The sequence below is a fragment of the Streptomyces sichuanensis genome (genome assembly GCF_020328095.1).
Taxonomy (GTDB): domain Bacteria; phylum Actinomycetota; class Actinomycetes; order Streptomycetales; family Streptomycetaceae; genus Streptomyces; species Streptomyces cinnamoneus.
Map to the genome: position 1 here is coordinate 105858 of NZ_JAIXMK010000011.1, position 21297 is coordinate 127154.

Here is a 21297-nt window from a genome sequence, read left to right on the forward strand (position 1 = left end):
CGAAGGCCCGAACGGAAACGGAATGCACCTCGACAACCGAGGGGACATACAACAAGTGCGAGCGCGGCCTGCTCCGTCTGAGGCGCGCAGGCCCGCAGCGCAACTTGTAGCATACGGGGGCAGCCGGACACGGTCAATGCGCGAAGGCGCACACCCGGGACGAAACACCCGAAATCCGGCACAACTCGGGTTGTGCGAGGCCACGAGCGCCCCGCAACACCCCACAGCGTCGCCCTCCGGCGACCGCCTGCGAAGATCAAGAGCCGCGCGTGGCGCCTTCCGCCGCGCGCCGCGGTGACAGCGCGTGAGCGACCGGAACGCACCGGCACGCGAGGGCGCCGCTCGTTCGAGTATGACCGCCGTATCACTTATTACCGCCGTATCACTGCCGAGGCCAAGGGCGCGACCGTCGACATGACCCAACAGCACGAGCCGGAAGCCACCCGCCGCCCCAGCGGCGAGGCGGAGAGCAGCAGGGCCAGCCGCGGCTGGTGGGACCGCAACGCCGACGAGTACCAGAACGAGCACGGCGGCTTCCTCGGCGACGACCGCTTCGTCTGGGGCCCGGAGGGCCTGGACGAGGCGGAGGCCGGGCTGCTCGGCCCGGCGAGCGGCCTGCGCGGCCTCGACGTCCTGGAGATCGGTGCGGGCGCGGCCCAGTGCTCGCGCTGGCTGGCCGCCCGGGGCGCCCGGCCGGTGGCCCTGGACCTCTCCCACCGGCAGCTGCAGCACGCCCTGCGGATCGGCGGTGACTTCCCGCTGGTCGAGGCGGACGCCGGCGCCCTGCCCTTCGCCGACGGCTCCTTCGATCTGGCCTGTTCCGCCTACGGGGCGATCCCCTTCGTCGCCGACCCGGTGCAGGTGATGCGCGAGGTGCGCAGGGTGCTGCGGCCCGGCGGCCGCTGGGTCTTCAGCGTCACCCACCCCATCCGCTGGGCGTTCCCCGACGAGCCGGGGCCGGAGGGGCTCTCCGTGGCCGCCTCGTACTTCGACCGCACCCCTTACGTCGAGCAGGACGAGTCGGGCCGGGCCGTCTATGTGGAGCACCACCGGACGCTCGGCGACCGGGTGCGCGAGGTGGTGAAGGCCGGCTTCCGGCTGATCGACCTGGTGGAGCCGGAATGGCCGGACTGGAACCACCAGGAGTGGGGCGGCTGGTCCCCGCTGCGCGGCCACCTCATCCCCGGAACCGCGATCTTCGTCTGCGAGCGGGACTAGGACCTGTCCGGCGGTGTTCGACCGGGACCGGCCGGGCCGGCGGGATCAGCCGGCAGCGGCCTCCCGGGCGGTCCCGTCCGGGCCTCGGCGAGACTTGGTCCCGTGATCCCTGACGACGCCCTCGAACGACTGCCCGTACGGACCGCGCTGCCCGCGCTCGCCCGCGCGCTGGACGGGCACGGCGCGGCGGTCCTGTGCGCGCCGCCCGGCACGGGCAAGACGACGCTGGTCCCGCTGGTCCTGGCCGGCCTCGTGCCCGCGGCGGGGGCCGCCGCGCCGGTGCGCCGCGTCGTCGTCGCCGAGCCGCGCCGCATCGCCGCGCGGGCCGCCGCCCGCCGCATGGCGTGGCTGCTGGGCGAGGAGGCCGGGGGCGCGACGGGGCGGGTGGGCTTCACCGTGCGCGGGGAGCGGCGGGCCGGGCCCGCGACGGTGGTCGAGGTGGTCACGACCGGTGTGCTGCTGCAGCGCCTGCAGCGCGATCCGGAGCTGTCCGGCGTGGACGTCGTGGTGCTCGACGAGTGTCACGAACGGCATCTGGACGCCGACACCGCCGCGGCGTTCCTCCTGGACGTACGGGCCACCCTGCGGCCGGAGCTGCAGCTGGTGGCGGCCTCCGCCACGACGGACGCGGAGGGCTGGGCGCGGCTGCTCGGCGACGCGCCCGTCGTCGAGGCGCAGGGGGTCTCGCATCCGGTGGAGGTGGTGTGGGCGCCGCCGGAGCGGGCGGTGCGGCCGCCGCACGGGATGCGCGTGGACCCGGCCCTGCTGGAGCACGTGGCGGCCGTGGTGCGGCGGGCGCTGCGCGAGCGGGAGGGCGACGTGCTGTGCTTTCTTCCGGGCGTGGGGGAGATCGCCCGGGTGGCGGGTCTGCTGGGCGGGGAGCGGGCACCGGGCGGTGCGGAGGTGCTGCAGGTGCACGGGCGGGCCCCGGCCGCCGTGCAGGACGCGGTGCTGGCGGGCGGCTCGGGGAGGCGGCGGGTCGTCCTGGCGACCTCGGTGGCCGAGTCGAGCCTGACGGTGCCGGGCGTACGGATTGTGGTGGACGCCGGGCTGGCCCGCGAGCCGCGTACCGACCACGCCCGGGGGCTGAGCGCGCTGACGACCGTACGGGCGTCCCGGGCCGCGGCCCGGCAGCGTGCCGGCCGGGCGGGGCGCGAGGCGCCGGGAACGGTGTACCGCTGCTGGGCCGAGGCGGACGAGATCCGGCTGCCGGCGTTCCCGGCCGCGGAGATCACGGTCGCCGACCTGACGGCGTTCGCGCTGCAGGCGGCCTGCTGGGGTGATCCGGACGCGTCCGGGCTCGCACTCCTCGACGCGCCGCCGGCCGGTGCGCTGGCGGCGGCGCGGGCCGTGCTGACGGCCACGGGTGCGGTGGACGCCGGGGGGCGTCCGACGGACCGGGGGCGGCGCATGGCCCGGCTCGGGGTGCATCCACGGCTCGCGCGCGCCCTGCTGGACGGCGCGCAGGAGGTCGGTGCGCGCCGGGCGGCGGAGGTCGTGGCGCTGTTGAGCGAGGAGCCGCCCCGGGAGTACGGCGACGATCTGGCGGCGGCCTGGCGCACGGCCCGGCGTGGTGGCGACGCGTACGCCGGTCGCTGGCGGGCCGAGGCCCGTCGGCTGGAGGGCTCGCTGCGGACCGTCACGGACGACGGGGACCGGCCGGAAGGGTCCCGCGCCGCGAGCGCGCCCACCGACGACGCCGTGGCGGGGCTCGTCGCCGCGCTGGCCTTTCCCGAGCGGGTGGCGCGGGCGCGCGGCGAGCGCTCCTACCTGATGGTGTCCGGCACCGGCGCCGAGCTGGGCGAGGGCTCGCAGCTGCGCAGTGCCCCCTGGCTCGCGGTGGCCGTTGCGGACCGGCCCGTGGCGGCCGCGTCGGCGCGGGTGCGGCTGGGCGCGGTGATCGACGAGGGCACGGCCCGGGCGGCGGCCGGAGCGCTGTTCGCCGAGGGCGAGGAGGTGCACTGGTCGCACGAGCGGCGCGACGTGGTGGCGCGGCGCGTGACGCGGCTGGGCGCGGTGGAGCTGTCGGCGGCCGTGCTCGGCGCGCCGGCCCCCGAGCGGGTGCGGGCGGCCCTGCTGGAGGGGCTGCGGTGCGAGGGGCTCGGGCTGCTCCGGTGGGGACCGGAGGCGACCGCTCTGCGGCAGCGGCTGGCGTTCCTCCGCCGTGAGCTGGGCGAGCCCTGGCCGGACGTGTCGGACGAGGCGCTGCTGGAGCGTACGGACGAGTGGCTGGGGGTGGAGCTGGGCCGGGCGCGGCGGCGCGCCGACCTGGAGCGCGTGGACGCGGGCCAGGCGCTGGAGCGGCTGCTGCCGTGGGCGACCGGCGATGCCGCGCGTCTGGCGGAGCTGGCGCCGGAGCGCATCGAGGTGCCCAGCGGTTCCCGGATCCGGGTGGACTACGGCGCCGGGCAGCCCGTACTGGCCGTGAAGCTGCAGGAGCTCTTCGGCCTGCAGGAGACGCCGCGGCTGGCGGGCGGGCGCGTGCCGGTGCTCGTGCACCTGCTGTCGCCTGCGGGGCGGCCCGCGGCGGTCACCGCGGACCTGGCGTCGTTCTGGCGGGACGGCTACCGCGCGGTCCGGGCGGAGCTGCGCGGCCGTTATCCCCGGCATCCGTGGCCGGAGGACCCGTCGGCGGCCGTGGCGACGCGCCGCACCAACGCGCGCCGGCCGTGACGTCCGGGCCCTCTGCCGGACGTACGGGAGACCGTGTCCGGGAGAGGGTGCCGGGAGGTGGCGTCAGGGGAGGTAGCGCTCGACCGCTGCGGCCCCCTTCTCCTCGATGAGGCGCCTGGCGGCCTCGACGCGTTCGGGTGTGACGTCGCGCCCGGACGCCATGACCAGGTCCTCGGGGTCGAAGGGCCGCTCGCTGCCGGTGTACAGCCGGCGCGGCCCGGACGTGGTGGACGCGTCCGTGGGACTCTCCTTCACGGCGAGCCTCCTCTGCTCAGCGACCCCGCGCTGGGGGTCGGCCGTTCGGGTTTCCCTCCATCGTGTGCCACATCCACGGCGGGCGCACGACGATCTCGTGCCTCCAGGAGCAGGGAGAGGGCGAGCAGGCACCCGCCGAGGGTGAAGAAGCCCCACGGCAGGTAGCTGGTGAGCAGGAGGACGAGCCGGCGCTGGGAGGTCACCAGGGCGACGGTGCTGTCGACGTAGTCGGTGCGCATCTTCACGTGGCCGGAGAAGGCGGGGATGGGTTGCTTCTCCGGGTGGCCGGTCCAGCGCATCTCCTCGCGGTGGATCTCCTCGCCGTTGACGGGCGCCCCGGTGGTGGGGTCGACCCAGAACATGCGTCGGGTGGCGTACCAGCGCTCCAGGCCGAGCTGCCGGACGGCGTCGGGGGTGATACCGAGCGGGAGCTGCCGGGGCAGGGGGACCTTCGTCCAGGGGATCGTCTGCTCGAAGTAGTAGACCTTCAGGCCGTGGAAGGTGCGGGTGCCCCGGTAGTGGATGGGTGCGGAGGTACGGGTCATCGGGTCGAAGTAGCGGTAGTCGCGTTTTTCGACGAGGAAGGGCCACTTGTACTGGATGCCGTCGCGGCGCACCGGCGTGCCGTCGACGTGTTCGCCGCCGGCGTGGACGGGCTGCTGGGTGTGGGCGTCGAAGACGTAGCGCTCGGGGATCCGCGAGACCATCGCGCCGTCGGGTCCGGCGACGTAGGAGAGGGTGTCCCAGACGACGACGTCGCGGCCGGTGGTGTCCTTGACCTTCCTGGCCTGTTCGACGTTGCCCTTGAGGGTCTGCACCATGGTGATCTTCGGGACCTGCCGGGGCTGGAGCGTGGCGTAGTCGATGAGGGTGGCGTCCTTCGCCTCCAGGACGGCCGTCTGGTACTGCCCGGCCGGGACCTTGGCCAGCTGGGGGAAGGCATACCAGCGCAGCAGCGGTGACAGGGCGGTGCAGAACACCGCGAGGGCCAGCAGGACCAGGCTTGCTCTGCGGCGCACGGCCGGGCCCGCCTACGGGTGGGCGGGGACGGAGGACAGCAGGGGCTCGGGCGAGGTCTCGCCCTCGGGCGGGCCGACGGCCGTGAGGGTGAGGACGAGGGCGAGGGCCGCGGCCAGTCCGATGGCCGCGGCGGCCAGTGCGCGCATGCGAAGCCTCCTGGCGAGGTTCCCCGTACCTGACAAGGCGTCAGAGGTGGGCACGGTAGCAACGCCCGCCACGGATGAGAACCACGCGGCGCGGCCCTTCTCCCCGCCGTCCGGCGGGGAGAAGGGCCGCAGTGACCGGTGCCGCGCCGCGGGTCAGTGGGCAGCGGACTCCCAGTCCCGGCCGACGCCGACCGAGACGTCCAGCGGGGCGCGCAGCGAGACGGCACCGGCCATTTCGCGGCGGACCAGCGCCTCGACCTTCTCCCGCTCGCCCGGCGCGATCTCCAGCACGATTTCGTCGTGCACCTGCAGCAGCATCCGGGAGCCGAGCGTCTCGGCCGCCAGGGCCTCGGCGACCCGCAGCATCGCGACCTTGACGATGTCGGCGGCGGTGCCCTGGATCGGGGCGTTCAGCGCCATCCGCTCGGCCATCTCGCGGCGCTGGCGGTTGTCGCTGTTGAGGTCCGGCAGGTAACGGCGGCGGCCCAGCATCGTCTCGGTGTAGCCCGTGGCCCGGGCCTCCTCCACGACGCGCTGCAGATAGTCGCGCACCCCGCCGAACCGCTCGAAGAACGTGTCCATCAGACGGCGCGCCTCGTCGGGGGCGATGTTCAGCTGCTGGGAGAGACCGAACGCCGACAGGCCGTACGCCAGGCCGTACGACATGGCCTTGATCTTGCGGCGCATCTCCGGGTCGACGTCGCTCTTGGCGACGCCGAACACCTGGGAGGCGACGGTCGTGTGCAGGTCCTCACCGGAGGCGAACGCCTCGATCAACCCCTCGTCCTCGGAGAGGTGGGCCATGACGCGCAGCTCGATCTGGCTGTAGTCGGCGGTCATCAGGCTCTCGAAGCCCTCACCGACGACGAAGCCGCGGCGGATGGCCCGGCCCTCGTCGGTGCGCACCGGGATGTTCTGCAGGTTCGGGTCGGTGGAGGACAGCCGGCCCGTGGCGGCCACCGTCTGGTTGAAGGTGGTGTGGATCCGGCCGTCGGGGGCGATGGCCTTGATCAGGCCCTCGACCGTGGAGCGCAGCTTGGACTGCTCACGGTGCCGCAGCATGATCACCGGGAGCTCGTTCTCCGTCTGCGCGGCGAGCCAGGCCAGGGCGTCGGCGTCCGTGGTGTACCCGGTCTTGGTCTTCTTCGTCTTCGGCAGGCCCAGCTCCCCGAAGAGCACCTCCTGCAGCTGCTTGGGCGAGCCCAGGTTGAACTCGCGGCCCGCCGCCGCGTGCGCCTCCTGCACCGCCTGCTGCACGGCGGCCGCGAACTGCTGCTCCATGCGCTCCAGCCAGCCGCGGTCGGCGGCGATGCCGGCCCGCTCCAGGCCCGCCAGCATCGCGCTGGTCGGCAGCTCCACGTCGGTCAGCAGCCCGGCGGCACCGACGTCCTTGAGCCGGCCGGCGAACGCACCGCCCAGATCCAGCACCGTGCGGGCACGGCCCATGAGGGCGTCCGCCTCCGCCTGCTCGTCCGCGCCGAAGGCCAGCTGGCCGTCGCCCGCGGCCGCCGTCGCCAGCTCACGGCCCAGGTACTCCACCGACAGCGCGTCGAGGGCGAAGGAACGCCGGCCGGGCTTCACCAGGTAGGCGGCCAGGGCGGTGTCCATGCCCACGCCCGCGACCGACCAGCCGTGCTCGGCGAAGACCCGCATGGCGGCCTTCGCGTCGTGCATCACCTTGGGCCGGGAGGCGTCCGCGCTCCACGCGGCGAACGCCCGCTCGTCGGCCTCGTCCAGCTCGGTGGGGTCGAACCACACCGCCGGGCCCTCGCCCGTCGCCAGGGCGATCTCGGCGACCCGGCCGCTGCCCCGCGACCAGCTGTCGACCACGGCCACACCCAGCGGGGCGCCGCCGTGCTCGGCCAGCCACGGCGCCAGCTCACCCGTGCCCAGCACCACACCGTCGACCTCGGCACCCGCCTCCGGGGCCGCCTCCTCGGCGGACTCCCCGCCCGGGTCGGCGGCCAGCAGCCGGTCGCGCAGGCCGACGTTGCGGATCTCCAGCCGCTCCAGGAACGCCACCAGCGCCGGCCGGTCGTACGCCGCGCGCAGCAGGCCCACGGGGCCGGTGGACAGCTCGACGTCGCGGACCATCTCGGTCAGCCGGCGGTTGAGCTTCACCGCCTCCAGGTGGTCGCGCAGGTTCTGCCCGGCCTTGCCCTTGACCTCCTCCACCCGCTCCACGAGCTCGGCGAACGAACCGAACTGGTTGATCCACTTCGCGGCGGTCTTCTCACCGACACCCGGAATGCCCGGCAGGTTGTCCGACGGGTCACCACGCAGCGCGGCGAAGTCCGGGTACTGCCGCGGCGACAGACCGTACTTCTCCACGACCTTCTCCGGCGTGAAGCGCGTCAGCTCCGACACGCCCTTCGTCGGATACAGCACCGTGACGGCATCGCTCACCAGCTGGAAGGAGTCGCGGTCACCCGTGACGATCGAGACGTCGAAACCCTCGGCCTCCGCCTGCGTGGCGAGCGTCGCGATGACGTCGTCGGCCTCGAAGCCGTCCACCGCGAACCGCGGCACGCTCATCGCGTCCAGCAGCTCGCCGATCAACGCCACCTGGCCCTTGAACTCGTCCGGCGTCTTGGACCGCGTCGCCTTGTACTCCGGGAACTCCTCCGAGCGCCACGTCTTGCGCGACACGTCGAACGCCACCGCGAAGTGCGTGGGCTTCTCATCACGCAACGTGTTGGCCAGCATCGACGCGAAGCCGTACACCGCGTTCGTCGGCTGACCACCCGAAGTGGTGAAGTTCTCCGCGGGCAGCGCGAAGAACGCCCGGTACGCCATGGAGTGCCCGTCCATCAACAGCAGACGGGGACGCCCTCCCTCCGCTGATGCCTCGGTGCCGGTCGGTTCGTTCGCTGTCGGGGTATTCGATGCCTTTGCTGCCACGCCCCCGATCCTGCCACGGCCCACTGACAATCCCGGCCACGGAACCCTCGGCCACCCCGCTGTCGGACCCCCATGACAGGATCGGCACCGCACGACACAGGACCGGCACGCACGACCCACCCGCGCAGCACCGACCGCTCAAGGGGGAGCGACATGGCAGGCAAGCCGCCCACCGGCGATCCGGTACAGGACGCACCCGACGTCACCGCCCCGCAGCACGCCGCCGCCGGGCTGCCCGCCATCGCCCACACCCTGCGCATCGCCAACGATCAGATGGGCGTGCGCCGCACCGCCCTGACCCTGCTCCGGGTCAACCAGAAGAACGGCTTCGACTGCCCCGGCTGCGCCTGGCCCGAGCCGGAGAAGCGGCATACCGCCGAATTCTGCGAGAACGGCGCCAAGGCCGTCGCCGAAGAGGCCACCCTGCGCCGCGTCACCCCCGCCTTCTTCGCCGAGCACCCCGTCGCCGGCCTCGCCGGGCGCAGCGGCTACTGGCTCGGCCAGCAGGGCCGCCTCACCGAGCCCATGTACCTCGCCGAGAACGGCACGCACTACGAGCCGGTGTCCTGGGAGCGCGCCTTCGACATCATCGCCGAAGAGCTGACCGCCCTCACCACCCCCGACGAGGCCGTCTTCTACACCTCCGGGCGCACCAGCAACGAGGCCGCCTTCCTCTACCAGCTCTTCGCCCGCGAACTCGGCACCAACAACCTCCCCGACTGCTCCAACATGTGCCATGAGTCCTCCGGCTCCGCACTCACCGAGACCATCGGCATCGGCAAGGGCAGCGTCCTCCTGGAGGACCTCCACCAGGCCGACCTGATCATCGTCGCCGGCCAGAACCCCGGCACCAACCACCCCCGCATGCTCAGCGCCCTGGAGAAGGCCAAGACCGGCGGCGCGAAGATCATCACCGTCAACCCGCTGCCCGAAGCCGGCCTGGAACGCTTCAAGAACCCCCAGAACGCCCGCGGCCTGGCCGGCATCGGCACCCCCCTCACCGACCTCTTCCTGCAGATCCGCCTCGGCGGCGACCAGGCCCTCTTCCGCCTCCTCAACAAGCTGGTGCTGGAAACCGAAGGCGCCGTCGACACCGCCTTCGTCGACGAGCACACCCACGGCTTCGAAGAGTTCGCGGCCGCCGCCCGCACCGCCGACTGGGACGAGACGCTGCGCGCCACCGGCCTGCGCCGCGAAGACATCGAAACGGCCCTGCGCATGGTCCTCGCCTCCCGGCGCACCGTCGTGTGCTGGGCCATGGGCCTCACCCAGCACAAGCACGCCGTGCCCACCATCAGGGAAGTCGTCAACTTCCTCCTGCTGCGCGGCAACATCGGCCGCCCCGGCGCCGGCGTCTGCCCCGTACGCGGCCACAGCAACGTCCAGGGCGACCGCACCATGGGCATCTTCGAACGCCCCTCCACGGCCTTCCTCGACGCCCTGGAGAAGGAATTCGGCTTCGCCCCGCCCCGCGCCCACGGCCTCGACGTCGTACGCGCCATCCGCGCCCTGCGCGACGGCCAGGCCAAGGTCTTCTTCGCCATGGGCGGCAACTTCGTCGCCGCCACCCCCGACACCGACGTCACCGAAGCCGCAGTGCGCCGCGCCCGCCTGACCGTCCACGTCTCCACCAAGCTCAACCGCTCCCACGTGATCACCGGCGCACGGGCCCTGATCCTGCCCACCCTCGGCCGCACCGAACGCGACCGGCAGCACAGCGGCGACCAGTTCGTCACCGTCGAGGACTCCATGGGCATGGTCCACGCCTCCCGAGGCCGCCTCGCCCCCGCCGGACCCCACCTGCTCTCCGAGCCCGCCATCGTCTGCCGCATGGCCCGCCGCGTCCTCGGCGACGCCAGCAGCACCCCCTGGGAAGACTTCGAGAAGGACTACGCCACCATCCGCGACCGCATCGCCCGCGTCGTCCCCGGCTTCGAGGACTTCAACGCCCGCGTCGCCCGCCCCGGCGGCTTCACCCTCCCCCACGCCCCGCGCGACAGCCGCACCTTCCCCACCACCACCGGCAAGGCCAACTTCACCGCCGCCCCCGTCACCTACCCGGCCGTCCCCGAAGGCCGGCTGCTCCTGCAGACCCTGCGCTCGCACGACCAGTACAACACCACCATCTACGGCCTCGACGACCGCTACCGCGGCATCAAGAACGGCCGCCGCGTCGTCCTCCTCCACCCCGACGACGCCCGCGCACACGGCCTCGACGACGGCTCCTACGCCGACCTCGTCAGCGAATGGACCGACGGCAGCGAACGCCGCGCCCCCGGCTTCCGCGTCGTGCACTACCCCACCGCCCGGGGCTGCGCCGCCGCCTACTACCCCGAGACCAACGTCCTCGTCCCCCTGGACCACACGGCCGACACCAGCAACACCCCCGCCAGCAAGTCCGTCGTCATCAGGATCGAGCGGCAGACCGAAGACAGTTGACGCCGGGACGGTCCAGCTGAAAAAAATTTCACCACACAACGACCAACGGTGATCGGAGCGACGACGCATGGGCGAGCAGAGCAGGACCACGTTCCCGCAGGACATCATCGACCAGTGGGCCGACAGCGGACACGACCTCGCCGCCCTCTTCTCCGCCGGGCACCTCGGTGAGCGCATGGGCGTCCACGTCGCCGAAGCGTCCCCCGAGCGCGTCGTCGGCACCATGCCCGTCGAGGGCAACACCCAGCCCTACGGCCTGCTGCACGGCGGCGCCTCCGCCGTGCTCGCCGAGACCCTCGGCTCCGTGGGAGCCATGCTGCACGGCGGCCCCGGCCGCATCGCCGTGGGAGTCGACCTCAACTGCACCCACCACCGCGGGGTCCGCTCCGGACTGGTCACCGGCGTCGCCACGCCCGTCCACCGCGGCCGCACCACCGCCACCTACGAGGTGGTCGTCACCGACGAGCAGGGCAAGCGCGTGTGTTCCGCCCGCCTCACCTGCCTCATCCGCGACGCGGCCGGCGCCGCCTGAGAATGCCCGGTCCCCCGGGGCGCTTCGGCCCCGGGGCTATCCGGAAGCCAGGAATCGGGTCGCTGAGCGCAACCCTTCCGGTCAACTCTGTTAAACAAACGCCCCCCGAGTGACCTTCGTCATAACAAGACAGTCACATCATGGCCTCCACCTCTGCCCCGGCGTGCCGCACACCCCTAGAGTCACGGCCATTCACCACCCCGCCGGGCGGTTCGCACACACCTCCGCGCCTCCTCGCATTTCCCGTCCAGCCCGTTCCTTCCTCCCCGCCCGGTGGGCGTTAGGGCACCTCCACAGCGAGGGCCTCGCCAGGGAAAGGAAGCACCGTGCGACACCATTCCTTGCTCCTCCTCACCACCGCGATCACCACAGGGGCCCTCACCCTCAGCGCCTGCGGCTCACGCGACGACAAGGGCAGCGACAGCAACGACGGCGGCAAGAAGACCACCGTCACCATCGGCCTCGACGCCCCCCTCACCGGCGACCTCTCCGCCCTCGGCCAGGGCATCAAGAACTCCGCCCACCTCGCCATAACCAACGCCAACAAAAACAAAGAAGTCCCCGGCGTCACCTTCGAATTCAGCCCCCTCGACGACCAGGCCCAGCCCACCTCCGGCCAGCAGAACGCCACCAAACTCGCCGGCGACAAGAACGTCGTCGGCATCGTCGGCCCACTGAACTCCAGCGTCGCCCAGTCCATGCAACAGGTCGCCCAGGCCAACAACGTCGCCCTCATATCCCCCGCCAACACCACCCCCGACCTCACCCAGGGCAAGGACTGGAAGGACAACAACCGCAAACGCCAGTTCTCCACCTACTTCCGCACCGCCACCACCGACGAAGTCCAGGGCGCCTTTGGCGGCCAGTACGCCTACGAACACATCAAGGCCAAAACCGTCTACGTCATCGACGACCAGAAAACCTACGGCGTCGGCCTCGCCGCCGCCTTCTCCGCCAAATTCACCGCCCTCGGCGGCAAAGTCGTCGGCACCGAACACGTCAACCCCGAGGACCGCGACTTCAAAGCCATCGTCTCCAAGGCCAAGAGCACCAACCCCGACCTCATCTTCTACGGCGGCGAATACCCCGCAGCCGCCCCCCTCAGCCAACAACTCAAGGACGGCGGCCTCAAAGCCCCCCTCATGGGCGGCGACGGCATGTACAGCGGCGACTACATCACCCTCAACAAAAAGTCCGCCGGCGACTACGCCACCTCCGTCGGCAAGCCCGTCGAACAACTCGACTCCGCCAAGAAATTCATCGCCGACTACAAAGCAGCCGGCTACAAGGACCGCTACGAGGCATACGGCGGCTCCACCTACGACGCCACCTGGGCCATCATCCAGGCCGTCAAGGCCGTCGTCTCAGAAAACGGCGGCAAACTCCCCACCGACGCCCGCACCAAAGTCGTCCAGGCCCTCAACAAGGTCTCCTTCAACGGCGTCACCGGCCCCGTCTCCTTCGACCAGTACGGCGACACGACCAACACCATGATCACCGCCTACCAGGTCGACGCTACGGCATGGAAGGCCCGCCACAGCGCGGAATACAAGCGCTGACCCGAGGACACCCAACCCTCACACCAGCGCCACCGGCGGCCGGGCCGTACCCACACACCACACCCGCACGGCCCGCGCCGACCGCCCGTACCCCTTCCATCCCACGGAGGCCCGGCGGTGCACGAACTGCCGCAACAGCTGGCCAACGGACTCATCCTCGGCGCGATGTACGGACTCATCGCGATCGGCTACACGATGGTCTACGGCATCGTCCAGCTCATCAACTTCGCCCACGGCGAGATCTTCATGGTCGGCGGCTTCGGCGCACTGACCGCCCACCTCATCCTCCCCGACGACACCGGCCTGCTCCTCGCCCTCCCCCTCATGATCCTCGGCGGCATCCTCGCCGCCGTCGCCGTCGGCGTCGCCGCCGAACGCTTCGCCTACCGCCCCCTGCGCAACGCGCCCCGCCTCGCACCGCTGATCACCGCGATCGGCCTGTCCATCGCCCTGCAGCAAGCCATCTGGAAGTGGTACCCCGACGCCAAGAAAGCCCGCGTCTTCCCCCAGTTCAAGGGCGACTCCATCGACATCCTCGGCGCCACCGTCCAACGAGGGGAGATCTTCCTCCTCATCGCCGCCCCCCTGTGCATGCTCGCCCTCGGCCTCTTCGTCGCCAGAACCCGCACCGGACGCGGCATGCAGGCCACCGCACAGGACCCCGACACCGCCCGCCTCATGGGCATCAACACCGACCGCATCATCGTCATCGCCTTCGCCATCGGCGCCGCCTTCGCCGCGATCGCCGCCGTCGCCCACGGCCTCAAATACGGCCAGGTCGACTTCCGCATGGGCTTCATCACCGGCCTCAAAGCCTTCACCGCCGCCGTCCTCGGCGGCATCGGCAACATCTACGGCGCCATGCTCGGCGGCGTCGTCCTCGGCGTCGCCGAAGCCCTCGCCACCGGCTACATCGAGGAGATCCCCGGCATGACCCAGTTCGGCGGCGGCTCCTGGAAGGACGTCTGGGCCTTCGTCCTCCTCATCCTCGTCCTGCTGCTCCGACCCCAGGGCCTGCTCGGCGAACGCGTCGCGGACAGGGCGTGATCACATGACCGACACCCACCACACCACCCACGGCCTCCTGCCCCTGCCCACCACCGGCGCCCGCATCCTCCTCCTCACCGGCGCCACCCTCACCATCGCCTCCACCTTCCTCGCCTGGACCTGGACCACCAGATTCCCCGGCAACCTCACCGTCACCGGATACCCCGGCGGCCTCCAGACCATCACCCTCGCCGGCGCCGCCCTCACCCTCCTCTACGCCCTCGCCGGCCACGGCCTCCGCGGACTGCGCTGGCTCACCCCCGCCGGACCCACCGCACCCACCCTCCTGACCGCCCTCGGCACCTTCGCCGCCACCTGGTACACCCTCGCCGCCATCACCACCGACCTCGGCGGCCTCGCCAACCTCGAACCCGGCGGCTACCTCGCCGCAGCCACCAGCCTCGCCACCCTCACCGCCGCCCTCGCCCTCCCCGCCGACCGGCCCTACGACGACCACAACGGCACCCGGCCCCCCACCCCCTGGCGCCGCCTGCGCCACTCCATCACCGCCGGCCACACCCCACCCGCCAAACCCCTCCCCACCTGGGCCGAAATCCTCGTCATCGCCGCCGCATTCGCCCTCGGCCTCCTCCTCTTCAGCTACGGCATCGACACCGAATACGGCGAACTCTTCGTCGGCTTCCTCATCCTCACCGGCCTCGGCCTCGCCGCACTCGGCCGCGCCGGACTCACCACCCGCCTCAGCAACCTCACCGCCAAACACCGCAACACCACACTCACCGCAGCCTTCATCGCCGCCGCCTGCTTCCCCCTCACCCAGACCAACGACGCCTACACCAACCTCGCCACCAGCATCCTGATCTTCGCCACCGTCGCCCTCGGCCTCAACGTCGTCGTCGGCCTCGCCGGCCTCCTCGACCTCGGCTACGTCGCCTTCCTCGGCGTCGGCGCCTACGCCGCCGCCCTCGTCTCCGGCTCCCCCGAATCCGCCATCGGCGTCCACTTCCCCTTCTGGGCCGCCGTCCTCACCGGCATCGCCGCCTCCCTCGTCTTCGGCGTCCTCATCGGCGCCCCCACCCTCCGCCTGCGCGGCGACTACCTCGCCATCGTCACCCTCGGATTCGGCGAGATCTTCCGCATCACCATGCTCAACCTCAACGGAAAAACCGGCCCCGACATCACCAACGGCGCCATGGGAATCCCCAACATCCCCGAACTCAACATCCTCGGGTTCGACTTCGGAAAAACCCACGACATCCTCGGCACCCCCATCGGCCGATTCGGCAACTACTACCTCCTGATGCTCCTCGCCACCATCGTCGTCGTCCTCGTCTTCCGCCGCGCCACCGAATCCCGCATCGGCCGCGCCTGGATCGCCATCCGCGAAGACGAAACCGCCGCCACCGCCATGGGCATCAACGCCTTCCGCCTCAAACTCCTCGCCTTCGCCCTCGGCGCCGCACTCGCCGGACTCGCCGGCACCATCCAGGCCCACGTCATCACCACAGCCACCCCCGACCAGTACCAATTCGCCGGCACCGTGCCGCCCAACTCGGCCTTCCTCCTCGCCGCCGTCATCCTCGGCGGCATGGGAACCATCACCGGCCCCATCGTCGGAGCAGCCCTGCTCTACCTCATCCCGAGCAAAATGGACTTCATGCAGGACTACCAACTCCTGCTCTTCGGACTCGCCCTCATCCTCCTCATGCGCTTCCGCCCCGAGGGCCTGGTCGCCGACCGCAGAAAACAACTCGAATTCCACGAGGACACCGCCCCCACCGCCGGCACACCCCTCACCAAGGCGGAGGCATGACCACCATGACGACCACCGCCACCGCCGGCCCCCTCCTCACCGCCACCGGCGTCACCATGCGCTTCGGCGGACTCACCGCCGTACGCACCGTCGACCTCACCGTCCGCCCCCACGAAATAGTCGGCCTCATAGGCCCCAACGGCGCCGGAAAAACCACCTTCTTCAACTGCCTCACCGGCCTCTACACCCCCACCGAAGGCACCGTCACCTACCAAGGCACCACCCTCCCCCCCAAACCCCACCTCGTCACCCAAGCCGGCATCGCCCGCACCTTCCAGAACATCCGCCTCTTCCCCAACATGACCGTCCTCGAAAACGTCCTCGTCGGCCGCCACACCCGCACCAAAGAAGGACTCTTCTCCGCACTCCTCCGCACCCCCGCATTCCACCGCGCCGAACACGCCTCCAAACAACGCGCCATGGAACTCCTCACCTTCACCGACCTCGCCCCCAAACGCGACCACCTCGCCCGCAACCTCCCCTACGGCGAACAACGCAAGCTCGAAATCGCCCGCGCCCTCGCCAGCGACCCCGGACTCCTCCTCCTCGACGAACCCACCGCCGGCATGAACCCCCAGGAAACCCGCGCCACCGAAACACTCGTCCGCGCCATCCGCGACCGCGGCACCGCCGTCCTCGTCATCGAGCACGACATGCGCTTCATCTTCAACCTCTGCGACCGCGTCGCCGTCCTCGTCCAAGGCGAAAAACTCGTCGAAGGAACACCCGAAACCGTCCAGGCCGACGAACGCGTCATCGCCGCCTACCTCGGCACCCCCTACGAAGGCGCACCCGGCCAAGAAGAAATCGCCGAAGTCGAAGCCGCCGAATCAGCAGCCGAAGCCACAACGGAACCCCACGAGGCGGACGGAGACCACCAATGACCGCCCCCCTCCTCGAAGTGGAAAACCTCCACGTCGCCTACGGCAAGATCGAAGCCGTCAAAGGCATCACCTTCACCGTCCAAGCCGGCCAGGTCGTCACCCTCATCGGCACCAACGGCGCCGGAAAAACCACCACCCTGCGCACCCTCTCCGGCCTCCTCACCCCCACCGCCGGCACCATCCGCTTCGACGGCCGCCCCCTCGCCGGCGTCCCCGCCCACGACATCGTCGCCCGCGGCCTCGCCCACTCCCCCGAAGGCCGCCACATCTTCCCCCGCCTCACCATCGCGGAGAACCTCCAGCTCGGAGCCTTCCTCCGCAAGGACACCGCCGGCATCACCCAGGACATGCAACGCGCCTACGACCTCTTCCCCATCCTCGGCGAACGCGCAGGCCAGAAAGCCGGCACCCTCTCCGGCGGAGAACAGCAGATGCTCGCCATGGGCCGGGCCCTCATGTCCCGCCCCAAACTGCTCATGCTCGACGAACCCTCCATGGGCCTCTCGCCGATCATGATGCAGAAGATCATGGACACCATCGCCGAACTCAAGGCCGCCGGCACCACCATCCTGCTCGTCGAACAGAACGCCCAGGCCGCCCTCACCCTCGCCGACCAGGGCCACGTCATGGAGATCGGCAAGATCGTCCTCTCCGGAACGGGAGCCGACCTCCTCCACGACGAATCCGTACGCAAGGCGTACCTCGGCGAGGACTGAACACCCACCGCGTACGACGAAGGGCCCGCGTCCGAACCGGACACGGGCCCCTCGACACATCAAACGCCGGAACCGCCTACTGCTCCTTGGCGGCCTTCTTCTCCTTCGAATCCTCGATGACCGCCTCCGCCACCTGCTGCATCGACAGCCGCCGGTCCATCGACGTCTTCTGGATCCACCGGAACGCCGCCGGCTCGGTCAGCCCGTACTGCGTCTGCAGAATGCTCTTGGCCCGGTCCACCAGCTTCCGGGTCTCCAGCCGCTGCGAGAGGTCCGCGACCTCCTTCTCCAGCGCCTTCAGCTCCGTGAACCGCGAGACGGCCATCTCGATCGCCGGCACGACATCGCTCTTGCTGAACGGCTTCACCAGGTAGGCCATGGCCCCCGCGTCACGGGCCCGCTCCACGAGGTCACGCTGCGAGAAGGCCGTCAGCATCAGGACCGGCGCGATCGACTCCGCCGCGATGCGCTCCGCGGCGGAGATCCCGTCGAGCACCGGCATCTTCACGTCGAGGATCACCAGATCCGGCCGGTGCTCCCGCGCCAGCGCAACGGCCGTCTCGCCGTCGCCCGCCTCGCCGACGACGGAGTAGCCCTCTTCTTCGAGCATCTCCTTGAGGTCGAGACGGATCAGGGCCTCGTCCTCGGCGATCACGACACGGGTGACGTGCGGAGGGGTGTGCTGCGGCTCGTCGTCGACGGGCGGCTGGGGCTCGGCGGCGGTCACGGGTCTCCTCGATAGGGCAGGTACTGCTCCCCTGAGCCTACCTAGCTGGGGTATGTTTGACGCACAGCGGGATTCCGATAACCTTGGTTTCGTAGGCTAGCCCCGGTAGCCCAGCGGTAGAGGCCATGGATTCAAAACCCATACAGCGTCGGTTCGAATCCGACCCGGGGTACTTACCTTTCATCCCAAGGTCACCAATCGTGGTCCCGCCTGGTGGCGACCTTCGCTCGTCAGAGTGAACGCGTCTTCGAATCCTGTCTTCCGCAGCGCCGCACCGGCCACGCTCGCAGACATGTACGACTCCGAGACGCGCAATCGTGCTGTACGTCTGATGCGGGACGGCGTGCCGAACCACGTCGTGGCCCAGCAGCTGGGTGTTCCACGCGGCACCATCGGCTGGTGGCGGTCGGAAGATCGAAGACGCCGGGGCGAAGTGTTCGTGCGGCCGACCGACTGTCCTCACTGCACAGGCCGGGAGTTCGATCATCGTGCCTACGCCTACCTCCTTGGTCTGTACTTGGGCGACGGCCACATCATTTCCAAGCCCAAACAGCACCACCTGTCGATCTTCTGCGGCGACGTGTGGCCCGGGATCATCGACGCTGCCGAGCAGGCCATCCTGAGGGTCATGTCACTGCCGCGTGTCGGCAGACGCCAGAGGAACGGCTGCACCGAAGTGAAGTCCTACACAAAGCACTGGACATGCATGTTCCCCCAGCACGGCCCTGGCAAGAAACACGAGCGCCGGATCGCCCTCGAAGAGTGGCAGCAGCGCATCGTCGATGCACACCCGTGGGAGTTCATCCGCGGCCTCATCCACTCCGACGGGTGCCGCATCACCAACTGGACCACGAAGGTGGTGGGCGGGGTACGCAAACGCTACGAGTACCCGAGGTACATGTTCGCCAACAAGTCGGACGACATCCGCCAGTTGTTCTGCGACACGCTCACCAAGGTGGGCGTCGAGTGGACCACCCTGGCTCGCGGCAGCGACCCCTTCAACATCTCCGTAGCCCGCAAGGCATCCGTCGCCCTCATGGACGCCCACATAGGCCCGAAGTACTGATCCCCCCTACTTCGGCGAGTCGTCCTCCCCGATGTGGTGCACCCGCACCAGGTTCGTCGTCCCCGGGGTCCCGGGGGGCGAGCCCGCCGTGATGATGACCATGTCGCCCTTCCGGCACCGCCCGATCCGCAGCAGGTGCTCGTCGACCTGCTCGACCATCTCGTCCGTCGTCTGGACCATCGGGCCCAGGAACGTCTCCACGCCCCACGTCAGGTTGAGCTGCGAGCGCGTCGCCGGTTCCGGGGTGAAGGCCAGCAGCGGGATGGGTGACCGGTAGCGCGACAGCCTGCGTACCGTGTCACCGGATTGAGTGAAGGCCACCAGGAACTTCGCGCCCAGGAAGTCGCCCATCTCGGCGGCGGCGCGGGCGACGGAGCCGCCCTGGGTGCGGGGCTTGCTGTGTTCGGTCAGCGGGGGGAGACCCTTGGCGAGGACGTCCTCCTCGGCTGCGGCGACGATGCGGCCCATCGTGCGGACCGTCTCGACGGGGTACTTGCCGACGCTGGTCTCGCCGCTGAGCATGACGGCGTCGGTGCCGTCGATGACGGCGTTGGCGACGTCGGACGCCTCGGCCCGGGTGGGGCGGGAGGCGTCGATCATGGAGTCGAGCATCTGGGTCGCGACGATGACCGGCTTGGCGTTGCGTTTGGCGAGCTTGATGGCTCGTTTCTGGACGATGGGGACGGTTTCGAGGGGCATTTCGACGCCCAGGTCGCCGCGGGCGACCATGATGCCGTCGAAGGCGGCAACGATGTCGTCGAGGTTCTGGACCGCCTGGGGTTTTTCGATCTTGGCGATGACGGGGAGGCGGCGGCCCTCCTGGTCCATGACGCGGTGCACGTCCTCGATGTCGCGTCCGGTGCGGACGAAGGAGAGGGCGATGATGTCGGCGCCGGTGTCGATGGCCCAGCGGAGGTCTTCGACGTCCTTTTCGGAGAGGGCGGGGACGGAGACGGCCACGCCGGGGAGGTTGAGGCCCTTGTGGTCGGAGACCATGCCGCCTTCGAGGACGAGGGTCTTGACGCGGGGGCCGTCGACCTCGATGACCTCAAGGGTGACGCGGCCGTCGTCGACGAGGATGCGCTCGCCGCGGGCGACGTCGCCCGCGAGGCCGTTGTAGGTGGTGCCGCAGCCGTGGCGGTCGCCTTGGATGTCCTCGACGGTGATGGTGAATTCGTCGCCGCGTTCAAGGAGTACAGGTCCTTCACGGAAGCGGCCGAGGCGGATCTTCGGGCCTTGAAGGTCGGCGAGGACGCCGATGTTGCGGCCGGTCTCCTCCGCCGCCTTGCGCACCCGTTGGTAGCGCGCCTCGTGTTCGTCGTAGGTGCCGTGGCTGAGGTTGAAGCGGGCGACGTCCATGCCGGCTTCGACGAGTGCCTTGATCTGCTCGTACGAGTCGGTTGCGGGGCCCAGGGTGCAGACGATTTTGGCTCGGCGCATGGCACGACCTTATGCACTACTGGCGGGTAGAGAATTGGCCCCTCGCGACTGGCCAACGTCCGTTGGGTAAAAGCTTGTTGACATCTTGTGAAACGTGCAGAGGGGCGCTCCGATGAGCGCCCCTCGGGTGTGTCGTGGGGTGTCAGAGTTCCGGTCGGGTCATCGTAAAGCGGGCGTTGACGTGGGCGTGGACGGTTTGGCGCTGGGGTTCGAGGTCGAGTGCGGGGGGTGGGGTGGGGGCGCCGCCGTAGCCGGCGGAGCGCATCATTCCGCCGGGTGCGGGGGGCGGGTATGCGGGGAGGCCGGCGTTCTCGGCTCCGGTGTCGGCGAGTTCGACGAGGGCGTCGAGGCGGGCGCCGACGGCGTCGGCGTATTCGCGGGCGCGTTGTACGGCTTCGTGGACGGCGCGTCGGCGGGCTTCGGCGTGGGCGGGTGAGTCGGGGCGGAGGGCCCACCAGGGGCCGTCGACGTGGGTGAGGTCGAGTTCGGCGAGGCGGGTGGCGAGTTCGCCGAGGGCGGTGAAGTCGCCGAGGGTGGCGGTGAGGTGGACGGAGCCGAGGTAGGCGCGGATGCGTTCGTGGCGGCCCTTTTCGGCGAGTTGGGGGGTGATGGTGAAGCGGCCGGTTTCGAGTTTTTCGACGGCGTCGCCGTAGGCGCGGAGGAGGTCGAGGACCTGGTTGTTGCGGCGGGTGAGGTCGTCGAGGGCGTGGTGGCGGTCGGTGCCGCGGGCGTTGATGGTGATGCTGATGCGGGCGATTTCGGGGTCGACTTCGAGGCGGGCTTCGCCGCGGACGGCGATGCGGGGGGTGTCGGGGGTTCCGTAGGGCAGGTGGGTGGGTGGTGTGGTCATGGGGTCAGCGTCTCAGCCGGTGATGGGATCGCAATGTGGGGAGGGTGTTG

The 21297-nt window shown here is 70.5% G+C and carries 17 protein-coding genes and 1 tRNA gene; 11 read left to right on the forward strand and 7 right to left on the reverse strand.

Annotated elements, in window-relative coordinates; translation table 11 throughout:
- Nucleotides 1–414: 414 nt before the first annotated feature.
- A complete protein-coding gene (locus LE181_RS06130) occupies nt 415–1218 on the forward strand; it encodes a class I SAM-dependent methyltransferase (protein ID WP_225660110.1) in 804 nt (267 codons plus the stop codon).
- A gap of 102 nt (nt 1219–1320) precedes the next feature.
- Nucleotides 1321–3891, forward strand: coding sequence for an ATP-dependent helicase HrpB (hrpB, locus tag LE181_RS06135; protein ID WP_225660111.1), 2571 nt, complete (start codon nt 1321–1323; stop codon nt 3889–3891).
- Between the two features lie 63 nt (nt 3892–3954).
- Here the strand turns inward: hrpB and LE181_RS06140 are convergent, their stop codons facing one another.
- The 4 genes from LE181_RS06140 to polA all read right to left on the reverse strand — a co-directional run bounded on the left by LE181_RS06140 (nt 3955) and on the right by polA (nt 8213).
- Nucleotides 3955–4146: a hypothetical protein gene (locus tag LE181_RS06140; protein ID WP_225660112.1), complete on the reverse strand. Its 192-nt coding sequence runs from the start codon at nt 4144–4146 to the stop codon at nt 3955–3957.
- Complete coding sequence (gene pgfA, locus LE181_RS06145) at nt 4143–5165, reverse strand: cell envelope lipid trafficking protein PgfA (RefSeq protein WP_225660113.1); 1023 nt, start codon at nt 5163–5165, stop codon at nt 4143–4145. Before pgfA ends, LE181_RS06140 begins: the two co-directional genes overlap by 4 nt.
- Before the next feature lie 12 nt (nt 5166–5177).
- The gene (locus LE181_RS06150; protein WP_225660114.1) at nt 5178–5312 is read right to left on the reverse strand and encodes an SPW_0924 family protein; all 135 of its coding nucleotides are present in this window, start codon (nt 5310–5312) and stop codon (nt 5178–5180) included.
- A 153-nt stretch (nt 5313–5465) separates the two neighbouring features.
- The gene (polA, locus tag LE181_RS06155; protein ID WP_225660115.1) at nt 5466–8213 is read right to left on the reverse strand and encodes a DNA polymerase I; all 2748 of its coding nucleotides are present in this window, start codon (nt 8211–8213) and stop codon (nt 5466–5468) included.
- A gap of 153 nt (nt 8214–8366) precedes the next feature.
- On the opposite strand from polA, the gene LE181_RS06160 reads away from it, so the two are divergent.
- The 7 genes from LE181_RS06160 (at nt 8367) to LE181_RS06190 (ending at nt 17164) form a co-directional block, all read left to right on the forward strand.
- On the forward strand, nt 8367–10652 hold the full coding sequence (locus tag LE181_RS06160) for an FdhF/YdeP family oxidoreductase (protein ID WP_225660116.1): 2286 nt from the start codon (nt 8367–8369) through the stop codon (nt 10650–10652).
- A 67-nt stretch (nt 10653–10719) separates the two neighbouring features.
- On the forward strand, nt 10720–11184 hold the full coding sequence (locus LE181_RS06165; protein WP_225660117.1) for a PaaI family thioesterase: 465 nt from the start codon (nt 10720–10722) through the stop codon (nt 11182–11184).
- 341 nt (nt 11185–11525) lie between these two features.
- Nucleotides 11526–12743 carry a branched-chain amino acid ABC transporter substrate-binding protein gene (locus tag LE181_RS06170; RefSeq protein WP_225660141.1) on the forward strand — a complete coding sequence of 406 codons (1218 nt, stop codon included), beginning with the start codon at nt 11526–11528 and terminating at the stop codon, nt 12741–12743.
- A gap of 117 nt (nt 12744–12860) precedes the next feature.
- Nucleotides 12861–13790 carry a branched-chain amino acid ABC transporter permease gene (locus tag LE181_RS06175; protein ID WP_225660118.1) on the forward strand — a complete coding sequence of 310 codons (930 nt, stop codon included), beginning with the start codon at nt 12861–12863 and terminating at the stop codon, nt 13788–13790.
- 4 nt (nt 13791–13794) lie between these two features.
- On the forward strand, nt 13795–15564 hold the full coding sequence (locus LE181_RS06180) for a branched-chain amino acid ABC transporter permease (RefSeq protein ID WP_225660119.1): 1770 nt from the start codon (nt 13795–13797) through the stop codon (nt 15562–15564).
- Nucleotides 15561–16448, forward strand: coding sequence for an ABC transporter ATP-binding protein (locus tag LE181_RS06185; RefSeq protein WP_225660120.1), 888 nt, complete (start codon nt 15561–15563; stop codon nt 16446–16448). The genes LE181_RS06180 and LE181_RS06185 overlap by 4 nt, the downstream gene beginning before the upstream one ends.
- On the forward strand, nt 16445–17164 hold the full coding sequence (locus LE181_RS06190) for an ABC transporter ATP-binding protein (RefSeq protein WP_225660121.1): 720 nt from the start codon (nt 16445–16447) through the stop codon (nt 17162–17164). Before LE181_RS06185 ends, LE181_RS06190 begins: the two co-directional genes overlap by 4 nt.
- A gap of 76 nt (nt 17165–17240) precedes the next feature.
- On the opposite strand, the gene LE181_RS06195 is transcribed toward LE181_RS06190, so the two are convergent.
- On the reverse strand, nt 17241–17891 hold the full coding sequence (locus LE181_RS06195) for an ANTAR domain-containing response regulator (protein WP_225660122.1): 651 nt from the start codon (nt 17889–17891) through the stop codon (nt 17241–17243).
- 99 nt (nt 17892–17990) lie between these two features.
- Between LE181_RS06195 and LE181_RS06200 the strand changes: the two genes are divergently transcribed.
- Both LE181_RS06200 and LE181_RS06205 read left to right on the forward strand, forming a co-directional pair.
- Nucleotides 17991–18063: transfer RNA gene (locus LE181_RS06200), tRNA-Leu, on the forward strand.
- Between the two features lie 120 nt (nt 18064–18183).
- Entirely contained in the window at nt 18184–18957 is a 774-nt protein-coding gene (locus LE181_RS06205) for a helix-turn-helix domain-containing protein (protein ID WP_225660123.1), read from the forward strand.
- 6 nt (nt 18958–18963) lie between these two features.
- On the opposite strand, the gene pyk is transcribed toward LE181_RS06205, so the two are convergent.
- Both pyk and LE181_RS06215 read right to left on the reverse strand, forming a co-directional pair.
- Nucleotides 18964–20397 carry a pyruvate kinase gene (gene pyk, locus LE181_RS06210; RefSeq protein ID WP_225660124.1) on the reverse strand — a complete coding sequence of 478 codons (1434 nt, stop codon included), beginning with the start codon at nt 20395–20397 and terminating at the stop codon, nt 18964–18966.
- A 142-nt stretch (nt 20398–20539) separates the two neighbouring features.
- Complete coding sequence (locus LE181_RS06215) at nt 20540–21247, reverse strand: SIMPL domain-containing protein (protein WP_225660125.1); 708 nt, start codon at nt 21245–21247, stop codon at nt 20540–20542.
- Nucleotides 21248–21297: the final 50 nt, after the last annotated feature.

Excerpts from the sequence above, each read along its gene's own strand:
- LE181_RS06130 (WP_225660110.1), top strand. The coding sequence starts at position 415 with ATGACCCAACAGCACGAGCCGGAAGCCACCCGCCGCCCCAGCGGCGAG.
- LE181_RS06150 (WP_225660114.1), bottom strand. The coding sequence starts at position 5,312 with ATGCGCGCACTGGCCGCCGCGGCCATCGGACTGGCCGCGGCCCTCGCC.
- LE181_RS06160 (WP_225660116.1), top strand. The coding sequence starts at position 8,367 with ATGGCAGGCAAGCCGCCCACCGGCGATCCGGTACAGGACGCACCCGAC.
- LE181_RS06165 (WP_225660117.1), top strand. The coding sequence starts at position 10,720 with ATGGGCGAGCAGAGCAGGACCACGTTCCCGCAGGACATCATCGACCAG.
- LE181_RS06180 (WP_225660119.1), top strand. The coding sequence starts at position 13,795 with ATGACCGACACCCACCACACCACCCACGGCCTCCTGCCCCTGCCCACC.
- LE181_RS06185 (WP_225660120.1), top strand. The coding sequence starts at position 15,561 with ATGACCACCATGACGACCACCGCCACCGCCGGCCCCCTCCTCACCGCC.
- LE181_RS06190 (WP_225660121.1), top strand. The coding sequence starts at position 16,445 with ATGACCGCCCCCCTCCTCGAAGTGGAAAACCTCCACGTCGCCTACGGC.
- LE181_RS06205 (WP_225660123.1), top strand. The coding sequence starts at position 18,184 with ATGTACGACTCCGAGACGCGCAATCGTGCTGTACGTCTGATGCGGGAC.
- pyk (WP_225660124.1), bottom strand. The coding sequence starts at position 20,397 with ATGCGCCGAGCCAAAATCGTCTGCACCCTGGGCCCCGCAACCGACTCG.
- LE181_RS06215 (WP_225660125.1), bottom strand. The coding sequence starts at position 21,247 with ATGACCACACCACCCACCCACCTGCCCTACGGAACCCCCGACACCCCC.